Here is a 15,155-nt window from a genome sequence, read left to right on the forward strand (position 1 = left end):
CTCCGCTGCCTGCGGCTCCGCTGCCGTCCGGTCTCGTGGAGCCGTCCTCGGCCAGCACCCCGGCCCGCAGTGACACCCAGTGGTCCTCACTGGTTCGCCCGTCGCGCAGGGTGACGACGCGGTCGGCGTACTCGGCGGCGTGGTGGTCGTGGGTGACCATCACGACCGTCTGTCCCAGGTCCTCGACGCAGTTGCGCAGGAAGGTGAGCAGGGAGTCGCTGGCCGCGGAGTCCAGAGCCCCGGTGGGCTCGTCGGCGACGATGACGTCGGGACGGGTGATGAGCGCCCGGGCCACCGCGACGCGCTGCTGCTGACCGCCGGACAACTCGGAGGGCCGGTGGGACAGCCTCTCGGTGATCCCCAGCATCCCGGTGACCCGGTCGAACCACTCCTGGTCGACTCGACGCCGCGACAGCTTCAGCGGCAGCAGGATGTTCCTCTCGGCGGTGAGGGTGGGCATCAGGTTGAAGGACTGGAAGACGAAGCCGATCCGGTCGCGGCGCAGCCGGGTGAGGTCGTCGTCGGACAGCGAGGTGATGTCGGTGTCGCCGATCCACACCGTGCCGCTGGTGGGGGAGTCCAGTCCGGTGAGGCAGTGCAGCAGGGTCGACTTGCCCGATCCGGAGGCCCCCATGATGGCGGTGAGATGGCCGGCCGCCAGATCCAGACTCACCCCGTCCAGGGCGTGCACGGTGGCGGGACCGGAGCCGTAGGTCTTGGTGAGGTCGACGGCGCGGACCGCGGACCGCACGGTAGGTCGGGATCCGGACCGGGGCGGTGCGCCGTCGGGGCGAAGGGCGCGGGCGGGGGTGGCTGAGTGGGACATCGTGCGGTCTCCTGGGTCTGGGTCAACGAACACCACAGACGCTAGAAATCGGCCGCATCGTCGCGAATCATCCGCCGGAATGGTTCCGCAGGTCCTTCCGCAGGAGGATGCCGGCCACCACCCAGCAGGTGACCGAGCCGATAACCGCCCCGGAGGTGTTGGCGATGACGTCGCGGATGTCGGCCACCCGGTGGGGCAGGAAGAGTCCCTGGACCGACTCGATGATCACCGTCGCGACGAATCCGACCAGGACATTGCGCCACACCGACCGGCGCCACCACCACGCCACCGCGCCGACCGGCAGGAACATCACGATGTTGGCGCTGAACTCCAGGGCCGGCGTGCTGAAGAAGGAGGAGCCCTCGCCGGGATCGGGGTCGAAGACGATGACGCCGATCACCAGGGTGAGGACGATGGTGCAGGTCAGCCGTGCCGCCCGGCTGGCGAACAGCGCCGCAAGAAATCGACCGAGGGCCGTGCCCTGTCGATCGGGCCCGTTCACCGGCCCGGGCTCCGCTTCGGCGTCGCGTCCCCGCCGACCCGGACCACTCATCGAACCGTTCACTGAACCGCTCACCGACCGGGCCTCACGAGGCCGGCGTCATAGGCGGTGATGACCATCTGGACTCGGTCCCGCAGGCCCAGCTTGGCGAGGATGTGGCCGATGTGGGTCTTGACGGTGGTCTCGGCCAGGAAGAGTTTGGCGGCGATCTCGGCATTGGTCAGGCCCGCCCCGACACAGGTGAGCACCTCGCGCTCCCGGTCCGAGAGAGCTTCGATGAGGTCGGGGTCGGTCGGCGAGGGACCGCCGCCGTCGGTGGGCAGGAACCGTTCCAGCAGACGTCGGGTGGCCGAGGGTGCCACGACGGCGTCCCCCGAGGCGACCGACCGGATCCCGGCCAGCAACTCGGCGGGACCGGCGTCCTTCAGCAGGAATCCCGACGCCCCGGCCCGCAGCGCCGAGTGTACGTACTCGTCCAGATCGAAGGTGGTGAGGACCAGAACCCGGGCCTCGGAGCTGCCGGCGATGATCTGGCGGGTGGCCTCCAGACCGTCCATCCGCGGCATCCGGATGTCCATCAGCACGACGTCGGGCTCCAGCTCGGTGGCCATCGCCACGGCCTGGACGCCGTCGGCCGCCTCCCCGACGACCTCCATGTCCGGCTGGGCGTCGAGGACCATCCGGAATCCCACCCGCACCATCTCCTGATCGTCGGCGAGCAGCAGTCGGATGAGCTGGTCCGGGTTCACGGGGTCTCTCCTGGGGTCCGGTGGGTGGGTGTGGACTCGACCGGGATGACGGCGTCCACCTGATATCCGCCGTCCAGCCGGTCCCTGGCCTCCAGCGTGCCACCCCACGCGCTGACCCGCTCGCGCATCCCCACCAGGCCGTGCCCGGCGCCGTCGTCGGTGGCGGCCAGGGAGCCGCGGCCGTCGTCGGTGACCCGGACCTCCACCCGGTCGGGCCGGTGGATGATCTGCACCAGGGCGCTGGCCCCGGGGCCGGCGTGCTTGAGGACATTGGTGAGGGACTCCTGGACCACCCGGTAGCAGGCCAGGTCGGCGCCGGCGGACAGGGCCGGATGGCCGTCGGGGTCCCCGGTCACCTGCAGGGTCACCGGCAGCGCGCCGCGGGTCTCCTCGATCAGCGCGGGCAGGTCCGCCAGCCCCTGGGAGGGGGTCAGATCGGCGGGGCGACCGGAGTCGTCGCGCAGCACCCCGACCAGCCGGCGGGTCTCGGTCAGGGCCGTGCGGGCGGTCTCGGCGATGGTGTCCAGGGCGGTGGCCGAGGATCGCAGGCGCGACTCCGCGTCGCCGGCGTCGTCGTGGTGGGCCAGGTAGGACCCGCCGTCGGCCTGGACGACGATCACCGACAGGGAGTGGGCGACGATGTCGTGCATCTCCCGGGCGATCCGGGTGCGCTCCTCCTGGGTGGCGAGTTTGACCCGCTGGTCACGCTCCCGCTCCAGGTCCTCGGCGCGGCGCCGCAGCTGCTCGAGGTTCAACCGGCGCTCCCGGGCGAACCGTCCGGCGTACCAGGCCATCAGCACCGTGACGGCGCAGCCGATGGTGAGCGCGGTGATGTTGAGGATGAGCTCCTGGCGGCCGTAGGAGCGGAACACATCGTCATTCAACGACCATCTCAAACCGGCTGCCAGACTGCCGGCCAGGGCCAGCCAGAGCCACCACCGGGCGTGACGGGCGTTGCCGTAGGCGATCACTGCGTAGATCACGATCGGCACGGTGACGTTGCCGGCATTGGGGCCGGTGGCGACGACGAGCTGGACCAGGCAGGCCACGGCCACCCCGGCCGCGGCGACGTCGGGTCGGGCCCGCCGCCAGATCAGCGGGACCACGTAGCACAGCCCCCACAGGGCACGTGCCCAGCCGTAGTGGCCACTGATGGTCCCGGCGAGGGCGAACGGGGTGAGCAGCAGGGCCAGCACGGCGTCACCGACCATCGGGTGGCGCCCGAGCCAGTTGTGGATTCCGCGAATGCTCAGGCGGCGACGAGTGCTCACCGTTCGAGCCTAGGCAGCCAGGGCGCCCGCGGCATCCTCCTGGGGGAGGATCCGCGCTCTCCCGAGGGAGGGTCCGACCCCTCCCGTGGCGAGGATCCGCCTTCCCCGGCAGCGGAGGACCCATGGCACCGGGGCGCTGAGACGTCGAGATGTCGAGGCGCTGGGGTACCCCGGGACCCCGCAGGTCAGCGGGTAGCGAATCCGGGGGTCCAGGGGCTGGTCAGCGACGTTTCGGCGTGGAACGCTCGGCCTCGTGAGTCATCCGATCCAAGAGTCCGATCTCGCCCAGGAGCTGGCCGGGGTGTTCCGCCAGTACCCGGCGGGTGCGGCCGTGCTCACCGCCCGCGGTGCGGCCGGTCCGGTCGGCATGACGGTGTCCTCGCTGGCCTCGGTCTCGGTGCGCCCGGCGATGGTCTCGCTGTCGATGGGCCATGGTTCGATCACCCTGGCGGCCCTGGAGGAGGGCTCCCGCGTCGTCCTCCATCCGTTGGAGGCCGGCCAGGAGCAGCTGGGCAATGAGTTCGCCCACCACGGCATCTCCGAGTTGAGGACCCGCTGGATGGTCTCCTCCGAGCAGGTGCCCTGTCTGGACGTCCCCACTGCCCGGCTGCACTGCGAGGTCGTCAGGATGGTCGACGTCGGGTCGGCGACCGTGGTCGTCCTGGAGGTCGACCGGATCGAGCCGGGACGCCGTGGCCACGACGCCCTGGTGTGGCTGGGCCGGCGCTGGCGCACGATCCCTCGCTGACGAGCCCTGGACAGTCCTGCGGGGCTACTGGTGGACCCGTGAGAGGTCCGATCGAGGGGTACTCGCACCGGGGGGAACGGTGTCCGGACGGTTTCTGGTGATCCTCGTCTGATCCCTCGAGGATCCGGGTACGGTGGAAACGACCCTCGACGACGAGGCAGTCGCTCCTCGCCGAGGCGAATCGTGTCGAAGGAGATCATCATGACTGTCACCATCAACACCGAACAGCTCGACCGGATGCACTCCGGTCAGGGATTCATCGCCGCCCTGGACCAGTCCGGCGGCTCCACCCCCAAGGCACTGAGGGCCTACGGGATCGGCGAGGACGCCTACGGCGACGACAAGCAGAAGATGTTCGACCTGGTCCACCAGATGAGGACGCGGGTGGTGACCAGCCCGTCCTTCACCAGCGCGCACATCCTGGCCGCGATCCTGTTCGAGATGACCATGGACCGCGAGATCGAGGGGATCCCCACCGCCGACTTCCTGTGGCAGCGCAAGGGGATCGTCCCGATCCTCAAGATTGACAAGGGGCTGACCGACGAGGCCGATCACGTCCGCGTCATGAAGCCCATCCCCGGGCTGGAGGAGACCCTGGCTCGGGCCCGCGAGGAGAAGCACATCTTCGGGACCAAGGAGCGCTCGGTCATCCTGGACGCCGACGAGACCGGTATCCCGCGGATCGTCGACCAGCAGTTCGACCTCGGTGAGAAGGTGCGGGCCGCCGGCCTGGTGCCGATCCTGGAGCCGGAGGTCGACATCCACGCCCCGGCCAAGGAGAAGGCCGAGGACCTGCTGCACGAGCAGCTCCGCAGCCACATCGACGCCCTTCCCGACGACGCCCGGATCATGCTGAAGCTCACCATCCCGAGCCGGACCGACCTGTACGCCGACCTCATCGCCGAGCCCAAGGTGGTGCGCGTCGTCGCGCTGTCGGGCGGCTACTCGCGCACCGAGGCCAATGAGCTGCTGGCCCGCAACCACGGCCTCATCGCGAGTTTCTCCCGGGCTCTGGCCGAGGGCCTGAGTGTCGACCAGTCCCAGCAGGACTTCGACGCCACTCTGGCCTCCTCGATCGCCTCGATCTACCAGGCCTCCATCAGCTGAGCGGTCTCCATCAGTCCCGCCTTCATCAGCTGAGCGGTCTCCATCAGTCGAGTCGTGTCAACCGGTCGAGCGGCTTCCTATAGGTTGTTGGCCGTGACTGTGTCAATACCGCCAATGGTCGCCTTCGATCTGGACGACACCCTCGCGCCCTCCAAGACGCGGCTTCCCGAACCGATGGCCGAGACTCTGGCACGGCTGCTGGAGGCCACCCAGGTGTGCGTGATCTCCGGCGGCCAGTTCGGCCAGTTCCGCAGTCAGGTCGTCGAACCCCTCGATGAGGTGGGGTCGGCCCGGATGGACCGGCTCCACCTCATGCCGGCCTGCGGCACCCAGTACTACCGGCTGGTCGACGGCCGGTGGGACAGGATCTACCTGGAGGCTCTCACCGACGACGAGAAGTCGCGGGCCACCGAGGCTCTCGAGGGATGCGCCCGCAGGCTCGGCCTGTGGGAGGAGCACACCTGGGGTCCGACGATGGAGGACCGGGAGTCCCAGATCACCTTCTCGGCCCTCGGCCAGGAGGCGCCGGTTCCGGCCAAGCGCGCCTGGGACCCGACCGGTGAGAAAAAGCTGCGGCTGCGCGCCGCGGTGGCCGAACTGCTGCCCGATCTCGAGGTGCGCGCCGGCGGATCCACCTCCGTCGACATCACCCGGGTCGGACGCGACAAGTCCTTCGGAATCGGCGAACTGCTGACGAAGACCGGCCTGAACCGCGAGGACCTGCTGTTCTTCGGCGACCGGCTCGACGTCAACGGCAACGACTACCCCGTCAAGGCGATGGGGGTGCCCTGTGTCTCGGTCACCGGGTGGCAGGACACCGTCGAGAAGCTCGAGGCCCTGCTCGCCGAGGCCGCCGGGGCCGGCCTCCACCAGTCCGCCTGAGGCCCTCAGCCCGGCCTCACCAGCGGGAACACCAAGAATGAACCCGGCGACAACCCTCTCGTAACCTTCGACTCCCCCTCAGGACAACTGGCCTGCCTACCTTTCTGGAGGCAGGTCCGTTGGACCAGGAGGAGTGAGCGTGACGAGTGCAGCACCAACGATCGCACGGCCGAGAGGCCACATCGGTCGGCGACGAATCCATGAGGCGCTGCTCTTCGTGGCCTTCGTCCTGCCCAATGCCGCACTCATCGCCGTGTTCACCTACCGGCCACTGGTGCTCAACATCTGGTACTCGATGCTGGACTGGACTCTCGGCTCCCCGACGGCGAAGTTCATCGGCCTGGGCAACTACCGCGAGTTCTTCAGCCGCGACGCCGGCCAGGTCCTCACCACGACACTGGTCTTCACCGTCGTCACGGTCGGCGGGTCGATGCTCATCGGCCTGGGCCTGGCCGTCGTCCTCAACCGCAGGCTGGTCGGACGCAATGTCGCCCGGGCCACCGTCTTCGCCCCCTACGTCCTGTCGGGGGTCGGCGTCGGACTGGTCTGGACATTCATCTTCGACCCGGTCGGCGGGGTGCTGGCCGCGGTGCTGCGGAAGTTCGGACAGTCCTCCCCGCAGTGGTTCCTGCAACCGCCGCTGTCCCTGACGATGATCATCATCGTCTACATCTGGAAGAACCTCGGCTACTGCGCGGTGATCTACCTGGCTGCTCTCCAGGCCATCCCGCGCGACCTGCTGGAGGCCGCCGCCCTGGACGGCGCCACCCGCGGCCGCAGCTTCCGGGCGATCATCTGGCCGCTCATCTCGCCGACCACCTTCTTCCTGCTGATGACGACGATCCTGTCCTCACTGCAGTCCTTCGACCTGATCCGCATCATGACGCCGATGGGCCAGGGCACCACCACGCTGATGTACGCCTCCTACCTGCAGGCCTTCGGCGGTTACAACCGGGCCGGCTACTCGGCGGCGATCTCAACCCTTCTGGTCGTCATCCTCCTCATCCTCACCGTCTTCCAGATGAGGTTCCTCGAGCGGAAGGTCTACTACGCATGAGCCTCGCACTGACCCGGACACCGTCCCGGGACGCCGAGGGCACCAGGCGGGCCCACAGCAGGCACCACTCCTCGGTCGACGAGTCGATCGTCGGCCCGGACTCCTGGTCGCGGCGCATTCTCGGCGGCTACCTGCCCCTGGTGATCGCCTGCCTGGTGATCGTCCTGCCGCTGCTGTGGATGGCGCTGAGCTCCCTCAAGACCTCCGGCGAGGTCGTCACCCAGGATCTCGTGCTGTGGCCCCACCACCCGAGCCTGACGGCCTATCTCAACGCCTCGGCGAAGGTCGACTTCCCCCAGCTGTTCCTCAACTCGGTGCTGGTCACCGCGGTCGGCGCGGTGGTCAAGCTCGTCCTGGCGATCACCAGCGCCTACGCCTTCAGCTTCCTGAGGGTCCCGGGACGCCGGTTCATCTTCATCGCGATCCTGGTCGCCCTGATGGTGCCCTCCCAGGTGAGCCTGGTCCCCAACTACATCACCATCGCCGGGCTCGGCGGGGTCAACACCTACTGGGGAATCATCCTGCCCGGTCTGGGCACCGCCTTCGGCACCTTCCTGCTGCGCCAGAACTTCATGTCCCTGCCGATCGACGTCCTGGAGGCCGCCGAGATGGACGGCGCCGGGCACCTGGGCCGGCTGTTCCGGATGGTCGTGCCGATGTCGACGCCGGCGATCGCCACGGTCGGTCTGGTGACCATCGTCGACGAGTGGAACAACTACATCTGGCCGCTGGTCATCACCACCGACGACTCGCGGATGACCCTGCCGGTCGGCCTCACCCTGCTCAAGAACATCGAGGGTGATCCCAGCGCCTACCCGGTGCTGATGGCCGGGGCGGTGGTCGTCATCCTGCCGGTCCTCATCGTCTTCCTCTTCCTCCAGCGATACATCGTCGCTGGTCTCACCCAGGGTGCGGTCAAGTGAGCGCGCCCCACTTCCACAAGGAGATCCCTGTCATGCTTCATGATGTGTCCAGCGCCGCCATCTCGCGACGCAGCCTGCTCGGCCTGGCCGGGCTCGGCGCGGGTGCCGCGCTGCTGTCGGCCTGCTCGGGGCCCTCGACGACCTCGGCGGCCGGTTCGGCCTCGGCCGGGGCGACCGGCGGACCCAGCTTCGACGGCGTCACCCCTGCCAAGACCATCTCCTTCTGGTCGAACCACCCCGGCAGCTCCCAGGCCATCACCCAGTCGATCATCAAGAAGTTCAAGGCCCAGTCGGGCATCACGGTGAACCTCGTCACCGCGGGCAGCACCTATAAGGACGTCGCCCAGAAGTTCCAGAGCGCCCAGGCCGGCGGCCAGCTGCCCGACCTGGTGGTGCTGTCGGACGTCTGGTGGTTCCGCTACTACATGCAGGACTCGATCATCCCGCTGGGCAATGTCATCAAGGCCGCAGGCCTCGAGCTGTCGGACTACCGCGACGGCCTGGTCGCCGACTACCAGTACAAGGGCGAGCAGTGGGCGGTGCCGTGGGCCCGCTCGACCCCGCTGTTCTACTACAACAAGAACCACTTCAAGGCCGCCGGACTGCCCGACCGGGCACCGACCAGCTGGGAGGAGTTCGCCACCTGGGCGCCCAAGCTGATGGCGGTCAAGGCCACCACGAAGGCCAAGTACGCCTACGAGATCCCGGCCCTGGCCGGATACGCCGGCTGGACCCTCCAGAACACCCTGTGGGGGTACGGCGGCGGCTGGTCCAGGCGCAACAGCTTCGACATCACCTGCGACTCCCCGGCCACCGTCAAGGCCCTGAACTACTTCGCAGACGCCGTCAACACCTCCAGGTGGGCCGGGGTGGCCAGCACCGCCGCCATCGACGACCTGGCCGCCGGCGCCTGCTCGGCGACCATCGAGTCCACCGGATCGCTGGTCGGCGTCCAGAAGTCCATCGGGTCCCGCTTCCAGGTCGGCGTCGGCTTCCTGCCCGGCGGCCCGGTCTCCACCAAGCCGGTCTGCCCGACCGGCGGCGCCGGGGTCGGCATCCCCAAGGGGATCGACAAGGCCAACCAGCTGGCGGCCGCGAAGTTCATCGCCTTCCTCACCAACCCCGAGAACACCGTGGACTTCTCCTCGGCCACCGGGTACATGCCGGTCCGCAAGTCGGCCGACACCTCCTCGCTGCTCGAGAAGAACGCCCTCATCGGCACCGCGATCAAGCAGCTGGACGTCACCCGCGCCCAGGACTGGGCACGGGTCTTCATGCCCGGCGCCGACCAGGAGATCGCGAAGGCGGTGGCCGGCATCCTCACCCAGAAAGCCGACACCACCGCCACCATGAAGAGCCTGCGGTCCACCCTGGAGGGGATCTACACCAGCCAGGTGAAGCCCCACCTCAACTGACTGCGAGGGGTCCCCGACCCCCGGAATACTCCACGCCTCGGCAGGGTTGAGTCTGTGTCGCTCAAGTATGGCTTGACGTTCAGAATGAACGGGGCATACTTGAGTCAGTAGAACTCAACCCTGCGAGGCACATACATGGATACCAATCTCACCACGATGAGTCGTGACGCGGTCTCGGCCGCCTCGCGGCACGCGTTGGCCCACGGGAATCCCTCCGTGGAGCCCTCTCACCTGCTGCACGCCCTGTTCACCATCCCCGACAACACCGTCGGGCCGCTGGTCAAGGGTCTGAACATCGAACCCGAGGCGATCGACCGGATCGCCACCGAGGCGATGCGCAAACTGCCGTCCTCCTCGGGGGCCTCGGTCTCCCAGCCGCAGCTGTCCGGCGCGCTGGCCCGGGTCATCGCCGACGCCCAGAACCGCGCCCAGGAGATGGGCGACTCCTTCGTCGCCACCGAGCACCTGCTCATCTCGCTGACCACCGTCCCCAGCGACGTCCAGCCGGGACTGACCGAGCTCGGTCTGCGCCCCGACACGCTGACCCGCGCCTTCAATGAGGGCCGCGGCGACCGCCGGGTCACCTCCGAGGAGTCCGAGGGAGGGGAGTCGGCGCTGGCCAAGTACTCCGTGGATCTCACCGAGCGCGCCCGCGCCGGCAAGCTCGACCCCGTCATCGGCCGTGACGCCGAGATCCGACGCGTGGTCCAGGTGCTGGCCCGACGCACCAAGAACAACCCGGTGCTGATCGGCGAGCCCGGCGTCGGCAAGACCGCGGTCGTCGAGGGACTGGCCCAGCGAGTGATCGCCGGAGACGTCCCTGACTCCCTGAAGGGTCGCCGGGTGGTCTCCCTGGATCTCACCTCGATGGTCGCCGGGGCCAAGTACCGCGGCGAGTTCGAGGAGCGGCTCAAGAGCGTCCTCAACGAGATCAAGGAGGCCGAGGGTCAGATCATCACCTTCATCGACGAGCTGCACACCGTGATCGGTGCCGGCGCGACCGGTGAGGGGTCGATGGATGCGGGCAATATGCTCAAGCCGATGCTGGCCCGCGGCGAGTTGAGGATGATCGGTGCGACCACTCTCGACGAGTACCGCGAGCACATCGAGAAGGATCCGGCCTTCGAGCGCCGGTTCCAGCAGGTCTTCGTCGGCGAGCCCTCGGTGGAGGACACCATCGCCATTTTGCGTGGCCTGCGCGAGCGTTACGAGGCGCACCACAAGGTGCGCATCACCGATGGCGCCCTGGTGGCCGCGGCCACCCTGTCGAACCGGTACATCACCGCCCGTCAGCTGCCTGACAAGGCCATCGACCTGATCGACGAGGCCGCCTCTCGACTGCGGATGGAGATCGACTCCTCCCCAGAGGAGATCGACACGCTGCGCCGTGAGGTCGACCGGATGAAGATGGAGATCTTCGCCGTCGAGAAGGAGGAGGATCCCGCCTCCAAGCAGAGGCTGTCGCGTCTGCAGGCCGAGATGGCCGACAAGGAGGAGCAGCTGCGCGCCCTGGAGAGCCGGTGGGAGGCCGAGAAGTCGGGGCTGAACAAGGTCGGCGAGTTGAAGAAGCAGATCGACGAGCTGCGGACCACCGCCGACAAGTTCCAGCGCGAGGGCGACTTCGGCCGCGCCTCCGAGATCCTCTACGGGGAGATCCCTGCCCTGGAGGGCCAGATGGAGGAGGCCAACAAGGCCGAGGAGGAGACGCCGCGAATGGTCTCCGAGGAGGTCTCCTCGACCGATATCGCCGAGGTCGTCTCGGCCTGGACCGGGATTCCGGTGGGCCGGATGATGCAGGGCGAGCAGGAGAAGCTCCTCCAGATGGAGGGTCGTCTCCATGAGCGTCTGATCGGTCAGGAGAAGGCCGTCAAGACCGTCTCGGACGCCGTGCGGCGCTCCCGTGCCGGCATCTCGGACCCGAACCGTCCGACCGGGTCGTTCCTGTTCCTGGGGCCGACCGGCGTCGGCAAGACGGAGCTGGCCAAGTCGCTGGCCGAGTTCCTGTTCGACGACGAGACGTCGATGGTGCGTATCGACATGAGCGAGTACATGGAGAAGCACTCAGTCTCCCGTCTGGTCGGTGCGCCTCCGGGCTACGTCGGCTACGAGGAGGGTGGCCAGCTCACCGAGGCCGTGCGGCGTCGTCCGTACTCGGTGATTCTGCTCGACGAGGTGGAGAAGGCTCATCGTGACGTCTTCAACATCCTGCTGCAGGTGCTGGACGACGGGCGTCTGACCGATGGTCAGGGGCGCACGGTGGACTTCCGCAACACGATTCTCATCATGACCTCGAACCTGGGTTCGCAGTTCCTCTCGGATCCGAATCTGGACGAGCCCGCCAAGCGGGAGGCCGTGATGAACGCGGTGCGGGCGCAGTTCCGCCCTGAGTTCCTCAACAGGTTGGATGACATCGTGATGTTCGACCCGCTGACCACCTCGGACCTGAGCCGCATCGTGGACACCAACCTGCACAAGCTCAATGCCCGGATGGCCGAACGTCGGATCACCATCGAGCTGAGTCAGGCCGCCAAGGACTGGCTGGCGATGACCGGTTACGACCCGGTCTACGGCGCCCGTCCGCTGCGTCGTCTGATCCAGACGACGGTGGAGGACCAGCTGGCCCGCAAGGTGCTCTCCGGGGAGATTGCCGAGGGCAGTACGGTCCGCTTCGACGTGAGCGACTCCGACGACGGTCTGCAGATCGTCGCCCAGGAGCCCGCTGCGGCGGTGTGATCACCGGCTGTATCACCGGATGTGCCCGGTCCCTCGGGGGGGCCGGGCACATCTGCGTCTGCGGGGGCGTGCAGGGCCGGTCGTGCCGGGTCGGTCGCTTGTCGGGGGCAGCGCGGGGACGGGGTCGGGGAGACGCGGCCACCTGTCCTGCCACCTGCCGAGCGGGCTCAGGCCCCGGCCACCGTGCCGAAGAGCCGCCCGACGCCGTAGGTGACGGCCATCGTGAGCAGGCCCATGCCGATATTGCGCAGCACCGCCCGGACCTTGGGGGCCCCGCCCAGGTGGGCGCTCACCAGGCCGGTGATCGCCAGTGCCAGAGCCACTGCCAGCACACAGATCAGGACTGCCTGGGACAGCGGCAGCAGGATCGCGATGAGTGGGATCGCCGCACCGACGCTGAATGACACCAGTGAGGAGACCGCCGCCAGCCAGGGGTTGGTGAGATCGTCGGGGTCGATCCCCAGCTCCGCCTCGGCATGGGCCCCCAGCGGATCGCGGGCGGTGAGGTCCCTGGCCACCAGAGCGGCGACGTCGGGGGTGACGCCGCGGTCGACGTAGATGTCGGTGAGCTCCTTGAGCTCGGTGTCGGGCATCGTGTCGAGTTCCCACTGCTCCTTGGCGAGCAGCGCCCGTTCGGTGTCTCGCTGGGTGCTCACCGAGACGTACTCGCCACCGGCCATCGAGAAGGCGCCGGCCACCAGGGCGGCGATCCCGGCGGTGGCGATAGCGAAGGTCTGGCTGGTGGCGCCGGCCACCCCGATGACCACTCCGGCGGTCGACACGATGCCGTCATTGGCACCGAGCACCCCGGCGCGCAGCCAGTTGAGGCGCTGATCGACAGAGCCCAGATGCTGCTCTCCTGAATGGGGGTGACGCGTGGTTGACCGTCTCAAGGAAGGTTCTCTCTGTCGGCTGGGTGGGGGATCGAGCCACCATGATATCTGCAGCGGCGAGCTCCGGGGCGGCGCCCGGGAGTTCCGCTCAATCGGCGACCAGGTCGCCGTCGAGGTAGCACCATCGTCCGGCCCGCCTGGCGAATCGCGCCACCTCGTGCAGACAGTCCTGCTGGGCCCCGTCGCGGAAGAACGCCCGGTACTCCACGACCCCGGTGGAGTCCCCGGGCTGGCCGTCCTGGGTGCGCACCACCTCCAGGCCGGTCCAGCTGAGCCCATCGTCGTCGATCAGTTCGGGGCGGGTGCGGGGATGCCAGGTGACATAGAGATGGTTCCAGCGTCCCAGCGCATGGGCGGTGTAGCGCGAGCGCATCAGTGCCTCGGCCGAGGACGCCGTGCGGGGGTCGTCCAGGACGGGCCCGCAGCACCTGCGGAGGGGCAGTCCGGAACCACAGGGACAGATCGTGGAAGCCATCACGGTCCTATCGTGCCCGCTTCCCTTCGGTGATGCCTGCCGGGCGGCGTCGTCCCACCGGCGTCTCTCCTCTGCGGGGATCCTCCAGAGGGGAGAGGGCCTCAGTGGTGGAACTGGGAGCGTCGGGCGAACTCGTCGGGCAGCGGCGACTGCAGCGAATCGAGCTTGTGCACCTCGGCTGTGAGGTCGGCCAGCAGGGCTGTCGCCAGATCGTGGCTCATCCCGAACCTGACGACGATCCGCTGGAGCACGACATCCGACATGGCGTCGGCCATCGGGTAGGCGGGCACCAGCCAGCCCCTCATCCGGAGCCGTTCGGCCAGGTCGTACAGACTCCAGTTGTCGGTGTAGCCCTCCTTGAGCACCCATGCGAAGACCGGGATGGTGTCGCCGCGGCTGATGAGCCGGAAGGGGCCGAGCTTCTCAATCGAGCCCGACAGGAAGGTGGCGACGTCGATCGAGTTCTGCTGGACCTCGTGGTAACCCTCGAAGCCCAGCCGCAGGAACTGGTAGTACTGCAGCAGCACCTGGGCACCGGGCCGTGAGAAGTTGAGCGCCAGGGTGGGCATGTCCCCGCCGAGATAGCTGACGTGGAAGATCAGGCTCTCGGGTATCACCTGGGTGTTGCGCCACACGACCCAGCCGAGGCCGGGGTACACCAGTCCGTACTTGTGCCCCGAGGTCGAGATCGAGTTGACGCGGTCCAGGCTGAAGTCCCACGCCAGGTCGGGCTGGCAGAAGGGCGCGACCATGGCACCCGAGGCTCCGTCGATGTGCATCCTGATGTCCAGGCCGGTGTCGGCCTGGATGGCGTCGAGCTTGTCGGCGATGGCGGCCACGTCGTCATAGAGGCCGGTGAAGGTCTGGCCGAGGATGGCGACCACGCCGATGGTGTTCTCATCGACGTAGTCCTCCAGGCCGGTGCCGTCGAGCACGAGGTGGTCGGGGGTCACCGGGACGTAGCGGGGTTCGACGTCCCAGTAGTTGCAGAACTTCTCCCAGACGACCTGGACGGCCGCCGACATCACCAGATTGGGCTTGTCGCTGGGCTCTCCGTGAGCCATGCGCCGCTCCTGCCAGAGCCGCTTGAGTGCCAGCCCGCCCAGCATGCAGGCCTCCGAGGAGCCGATCGTGGAGGTGCCGAGGGTGTCGTCGATGTCGGGCACGTGCCACAGGTCGGCGAGGATCCGCCAGCAGCGCTCCTCGATGGCGGAGGTCGCCGGGTACTCGTCCTTGTCGATCATGTTCTTGTCGGCGGACTCGAGGTACAGCTTCTTGGCGTAGTCGTCCATCCAGGTGGTGACGAAGGTCGCCAGGTTCAGCCGCGAGTTGCCGTCGAGAATCGATTCGTCGTGGACGATCTGGTAGGCGGTCTCGGGCTCGCTCATCGAGTCGGGGAGTGTGAACTTCGGCAGATCGGTCGCCTCGCCGGGTCTGACGAAGACCGGGCTGAGGCTGAGGTTCGGATCGACGTTCGTGGCGTGATGCGGCTGGGAGAGCCGTGCCTTCCGGGGATGTCGAGGGTCCGTCATGGTCACTCCTCGTCAGGGGCTGCGCTGTCCTGGTCACAGTAA

At 68.1% G+C, this 15,155-nt stretch carries 13 protein-coding genes and 1 pseudogene; 7 read left to right on the top strand and 7 right to left on the bottom strand.

What is annotated here, in order from left to right; all coding sequences use genetic code 11:
- Window positions 1-88: 88 nt before the first annotated feature.
- The 4 genes and pseudogenes from G554_RS14055 to G554_RS14065 all read right to left on the bottom strand — a co-directional run.
- Window positions 89-826 (bottom strand): annotated as a pseudogene (locus G554_RS14055) (ABC transporter ATP-binding protein); the annotation flags it as partial.
- Between the two features lie 67 nt (window positions 827-893).
- On the bottom strand, window positions 894-1,328 hold the full coding sequence (locus G554_RS16535; RefSeq protein ID WP_051232178.1) for a VanZ family protein: 435 nt from the start codon (window positions 1,326-1,328) through the stop codon (window positions 894-896).
- Between the two features lie 71 nt (window positions 1,329-1,399).
- Entirely contained in the window at window positions 1,400-2,077 is a 678-nt protein-coding gene (locus G554_RS0101585; RefSeq protein ID WP_027586530.1) for a response regulator, read from the bottom strand.
- A complete protein-coding gene (locus G554_RS14065; protein WP_425393323.1) occupies window positions 2,074-3,348 on the bottom strand; it encodes a sensor histidine kinase in 1,275 nt (424 codons plus the stop codon). The genes G554_RS0101585 and G554_RS14065 overlap by 4 nt, the downstream gene beginning before the upstream one ends.
- 253 nt (window positions 3,349-3,601) lie before the next feature.
- On the opposite strand from G554_RS14065, the gene G554_RS0101595 reads away from it, so the two are divergent.
- The 7 genes from G554_RS0101595 (at window position 3,602) to clpB (ending at window position 12,213) form a co-directional block, all read left to right on the top strand.
- Window positions 3,602-4,096, top strand: a complete 495-nt coding sequence (locus G554_RS0101595; RefSeq protein WP_027586531.1) for a flavin reductase family protein — start codon at window positions 3,602-3,604, stop codon at window positions 4,094-4,096.
- Between the two features lie 201 nt (window positions 4,097-4,297).
- Complete coding sequence (locus G554_RS0101600; RefSeq protein WP_051232228.1) at window positions 4,298-5,203, top strand: fructose bisphosphate aldolase; 906 nt, start codon at window positions 4,298-4,300, stop codon at window positions 5,201-5,203.
- Window positions 5,204-5,317: 114 nt separating this feature from the next.
- Complete coding sequence (locus G554_RS0101605; RefSeq protein WP_036924071.1) at window positions 5,318-6,085, top strand: HAD-IIB family hydrolase; 768 nt, start codon at window positions 5,318-5,320, stop codon at window positions 6,083-6,085.
- A 139-nt stretch (window positions 6,086-6,224) separates the two neighbouring features.
- Window positions 6,225-7,142 (top strand): carbohydrate ABC transporter permease, encoded by a 918-nt coding sequence (locus G554_RS0101610; protein WP_126412838.1) that lies wholly within the window; start codon window positions 6,225-6,227, stop codon window positions 7,140-7,142.
- Window positions 7,139-8,065, top strand: a complete 927-nt coding sequence (locus tag G554_RS0101615) for a carbohydrate ABC transporter permease (protein WP_027586535.1) — start codon at window positions 7,139-7,141, stop codon at window positions 8,063-8,065. Before G554_RS0101610 ends, G554_RS0101615 begins: the two co-directional genes overlap by 4 nt.
- A 32-nt stretch (window positions 8,066-8,097) precedes the next feature.
- Window positions 8,098-9,480, top strand: a complete 1,383-nt coding sequence (locus G554_RS0101620) for an ABC transporter substrate-binding protein (RefSeq protein ID WP_027586536.1) — start codon at window positions 8,098-8,100, stop codon at window positions 9,478-9,480.
- Between the two features lie 135 nt (window positions 9,481-9,615).
- Complete coding sequence (gene clpB, locus G554_RS0101625) at window positions 9,616-12,213, top strand: ATP-dependent chaperone ClpB (protein WP_027586537.1); 2,598 nt, start codon at window positions 9,616-9,618, stop codon at window positions 12,211-12,213.
- Window positions 12,214-12,380: 167 nt separating this feature from the next.
- On the opposite strand, the gene G554_RS0101630 is transcribed toward clpB, so the two are convergent.
- From G554_RS0101630 to gad, 3 genes are all read right to left on the bottom strand, one after another.
- Complete coding sequence (locus tag G554_RS0101630) at window positions 12,381-13,106, bottom strand: VIT1/CCC1 transporter family protein (protein ID WP_027586538.1); 726 nt, start codon at window positions 13,104-13,106, stop codon at window positions 12,381-12,383.
- Between the two features lie 88 nt (window positions 13,107-13,194).
- Window positions 13,195-13,581, bottom strand: coding sequence for a YchJ family protein (locus G554_RS0101635; RefSeq protein WP_154654133.1), 387 nt, complete (start codon window positions 13,579-13,581; stop codon window positions 13,195-13,197).
- Window positions 13,582-13,682: 101 nt separating this feature from the next.
- Window positions 13,683-15,113: a glutamate decarboxylase gene (gene gad / locus G554_RS0101640; RefSeq protein ID WP_027586540.1), complete on the bottom strand. Its 1,431-nt coding sequence runs from the start codon at window positions 15,111-15,113 to the stop codon at window positions 13,683-13,685.
- Window positions 15,114-15,155: the final 42 nt, after the last annotated feature.

The organism is Acidipropionibacterium thoenii DSM 20276 (genome assembly GCF_000423445.1).
Classification (GTDB): domain Bacteria; phylum Actinomycetota; class Actinomycetes; order Propionibacteriales; family Propionibacteriaceae; genus Acidipropionibacterium; species Acidipropionibacterium thoenii.

Excerpts from the sequence above, each read along its gene's own strand:
- G554_RS0101600 (WP_051232228.1), top strand. The coding sequence starts at position 4,298 with ATGACTGTCACCATCAACACCGAACAGCTCGACCGGATGCACTCCGGT.
- G554_RS0101605 (WP_036924071.1), top strand. The coding sequence starts at position 5,318 with ATGGTCGCCTTCGATCTGGACGACACCCTCGCGCCCTCCAAGACGCGG.
- G554_RS0101615 (WP_027586535.1), top strand. The coding sequence starts at position 7,139 with ATGAGCCTCGCACTGACCCGGACACCGTCCCGGGACGCCGAGGGCACC.
- G554_RS0101620 (WP_027586536.1), top strand. The coding sequence starts at position 8,098 with ATGCTTCATGATGTGTCCAGCGCCGCCATCTCGCGACGCAGCCTGCTC.
- clpB (WP_027586537.1), top strand. The coding sequence starts at position 9,616 with ATGGATACCAATCTCACCACGATGAGTCGTGACGCGGTCTCGGCCGCC.
- G554_RS0101635 (WP_154654133.1), bottom strand. The coding sequence starts at position 13,581 with ATGGCTTCCACGATCTGTCCCTGTGGTTCCGGACTGCCCCTCCGCAGG.
- gad (WP_027586540.1), bottom strand. The coding sequence starts at position 15,113 with ATGACGGACCCTCGACATCCCCGGAAGGCACGGCTCTCCCAGCCGCAT.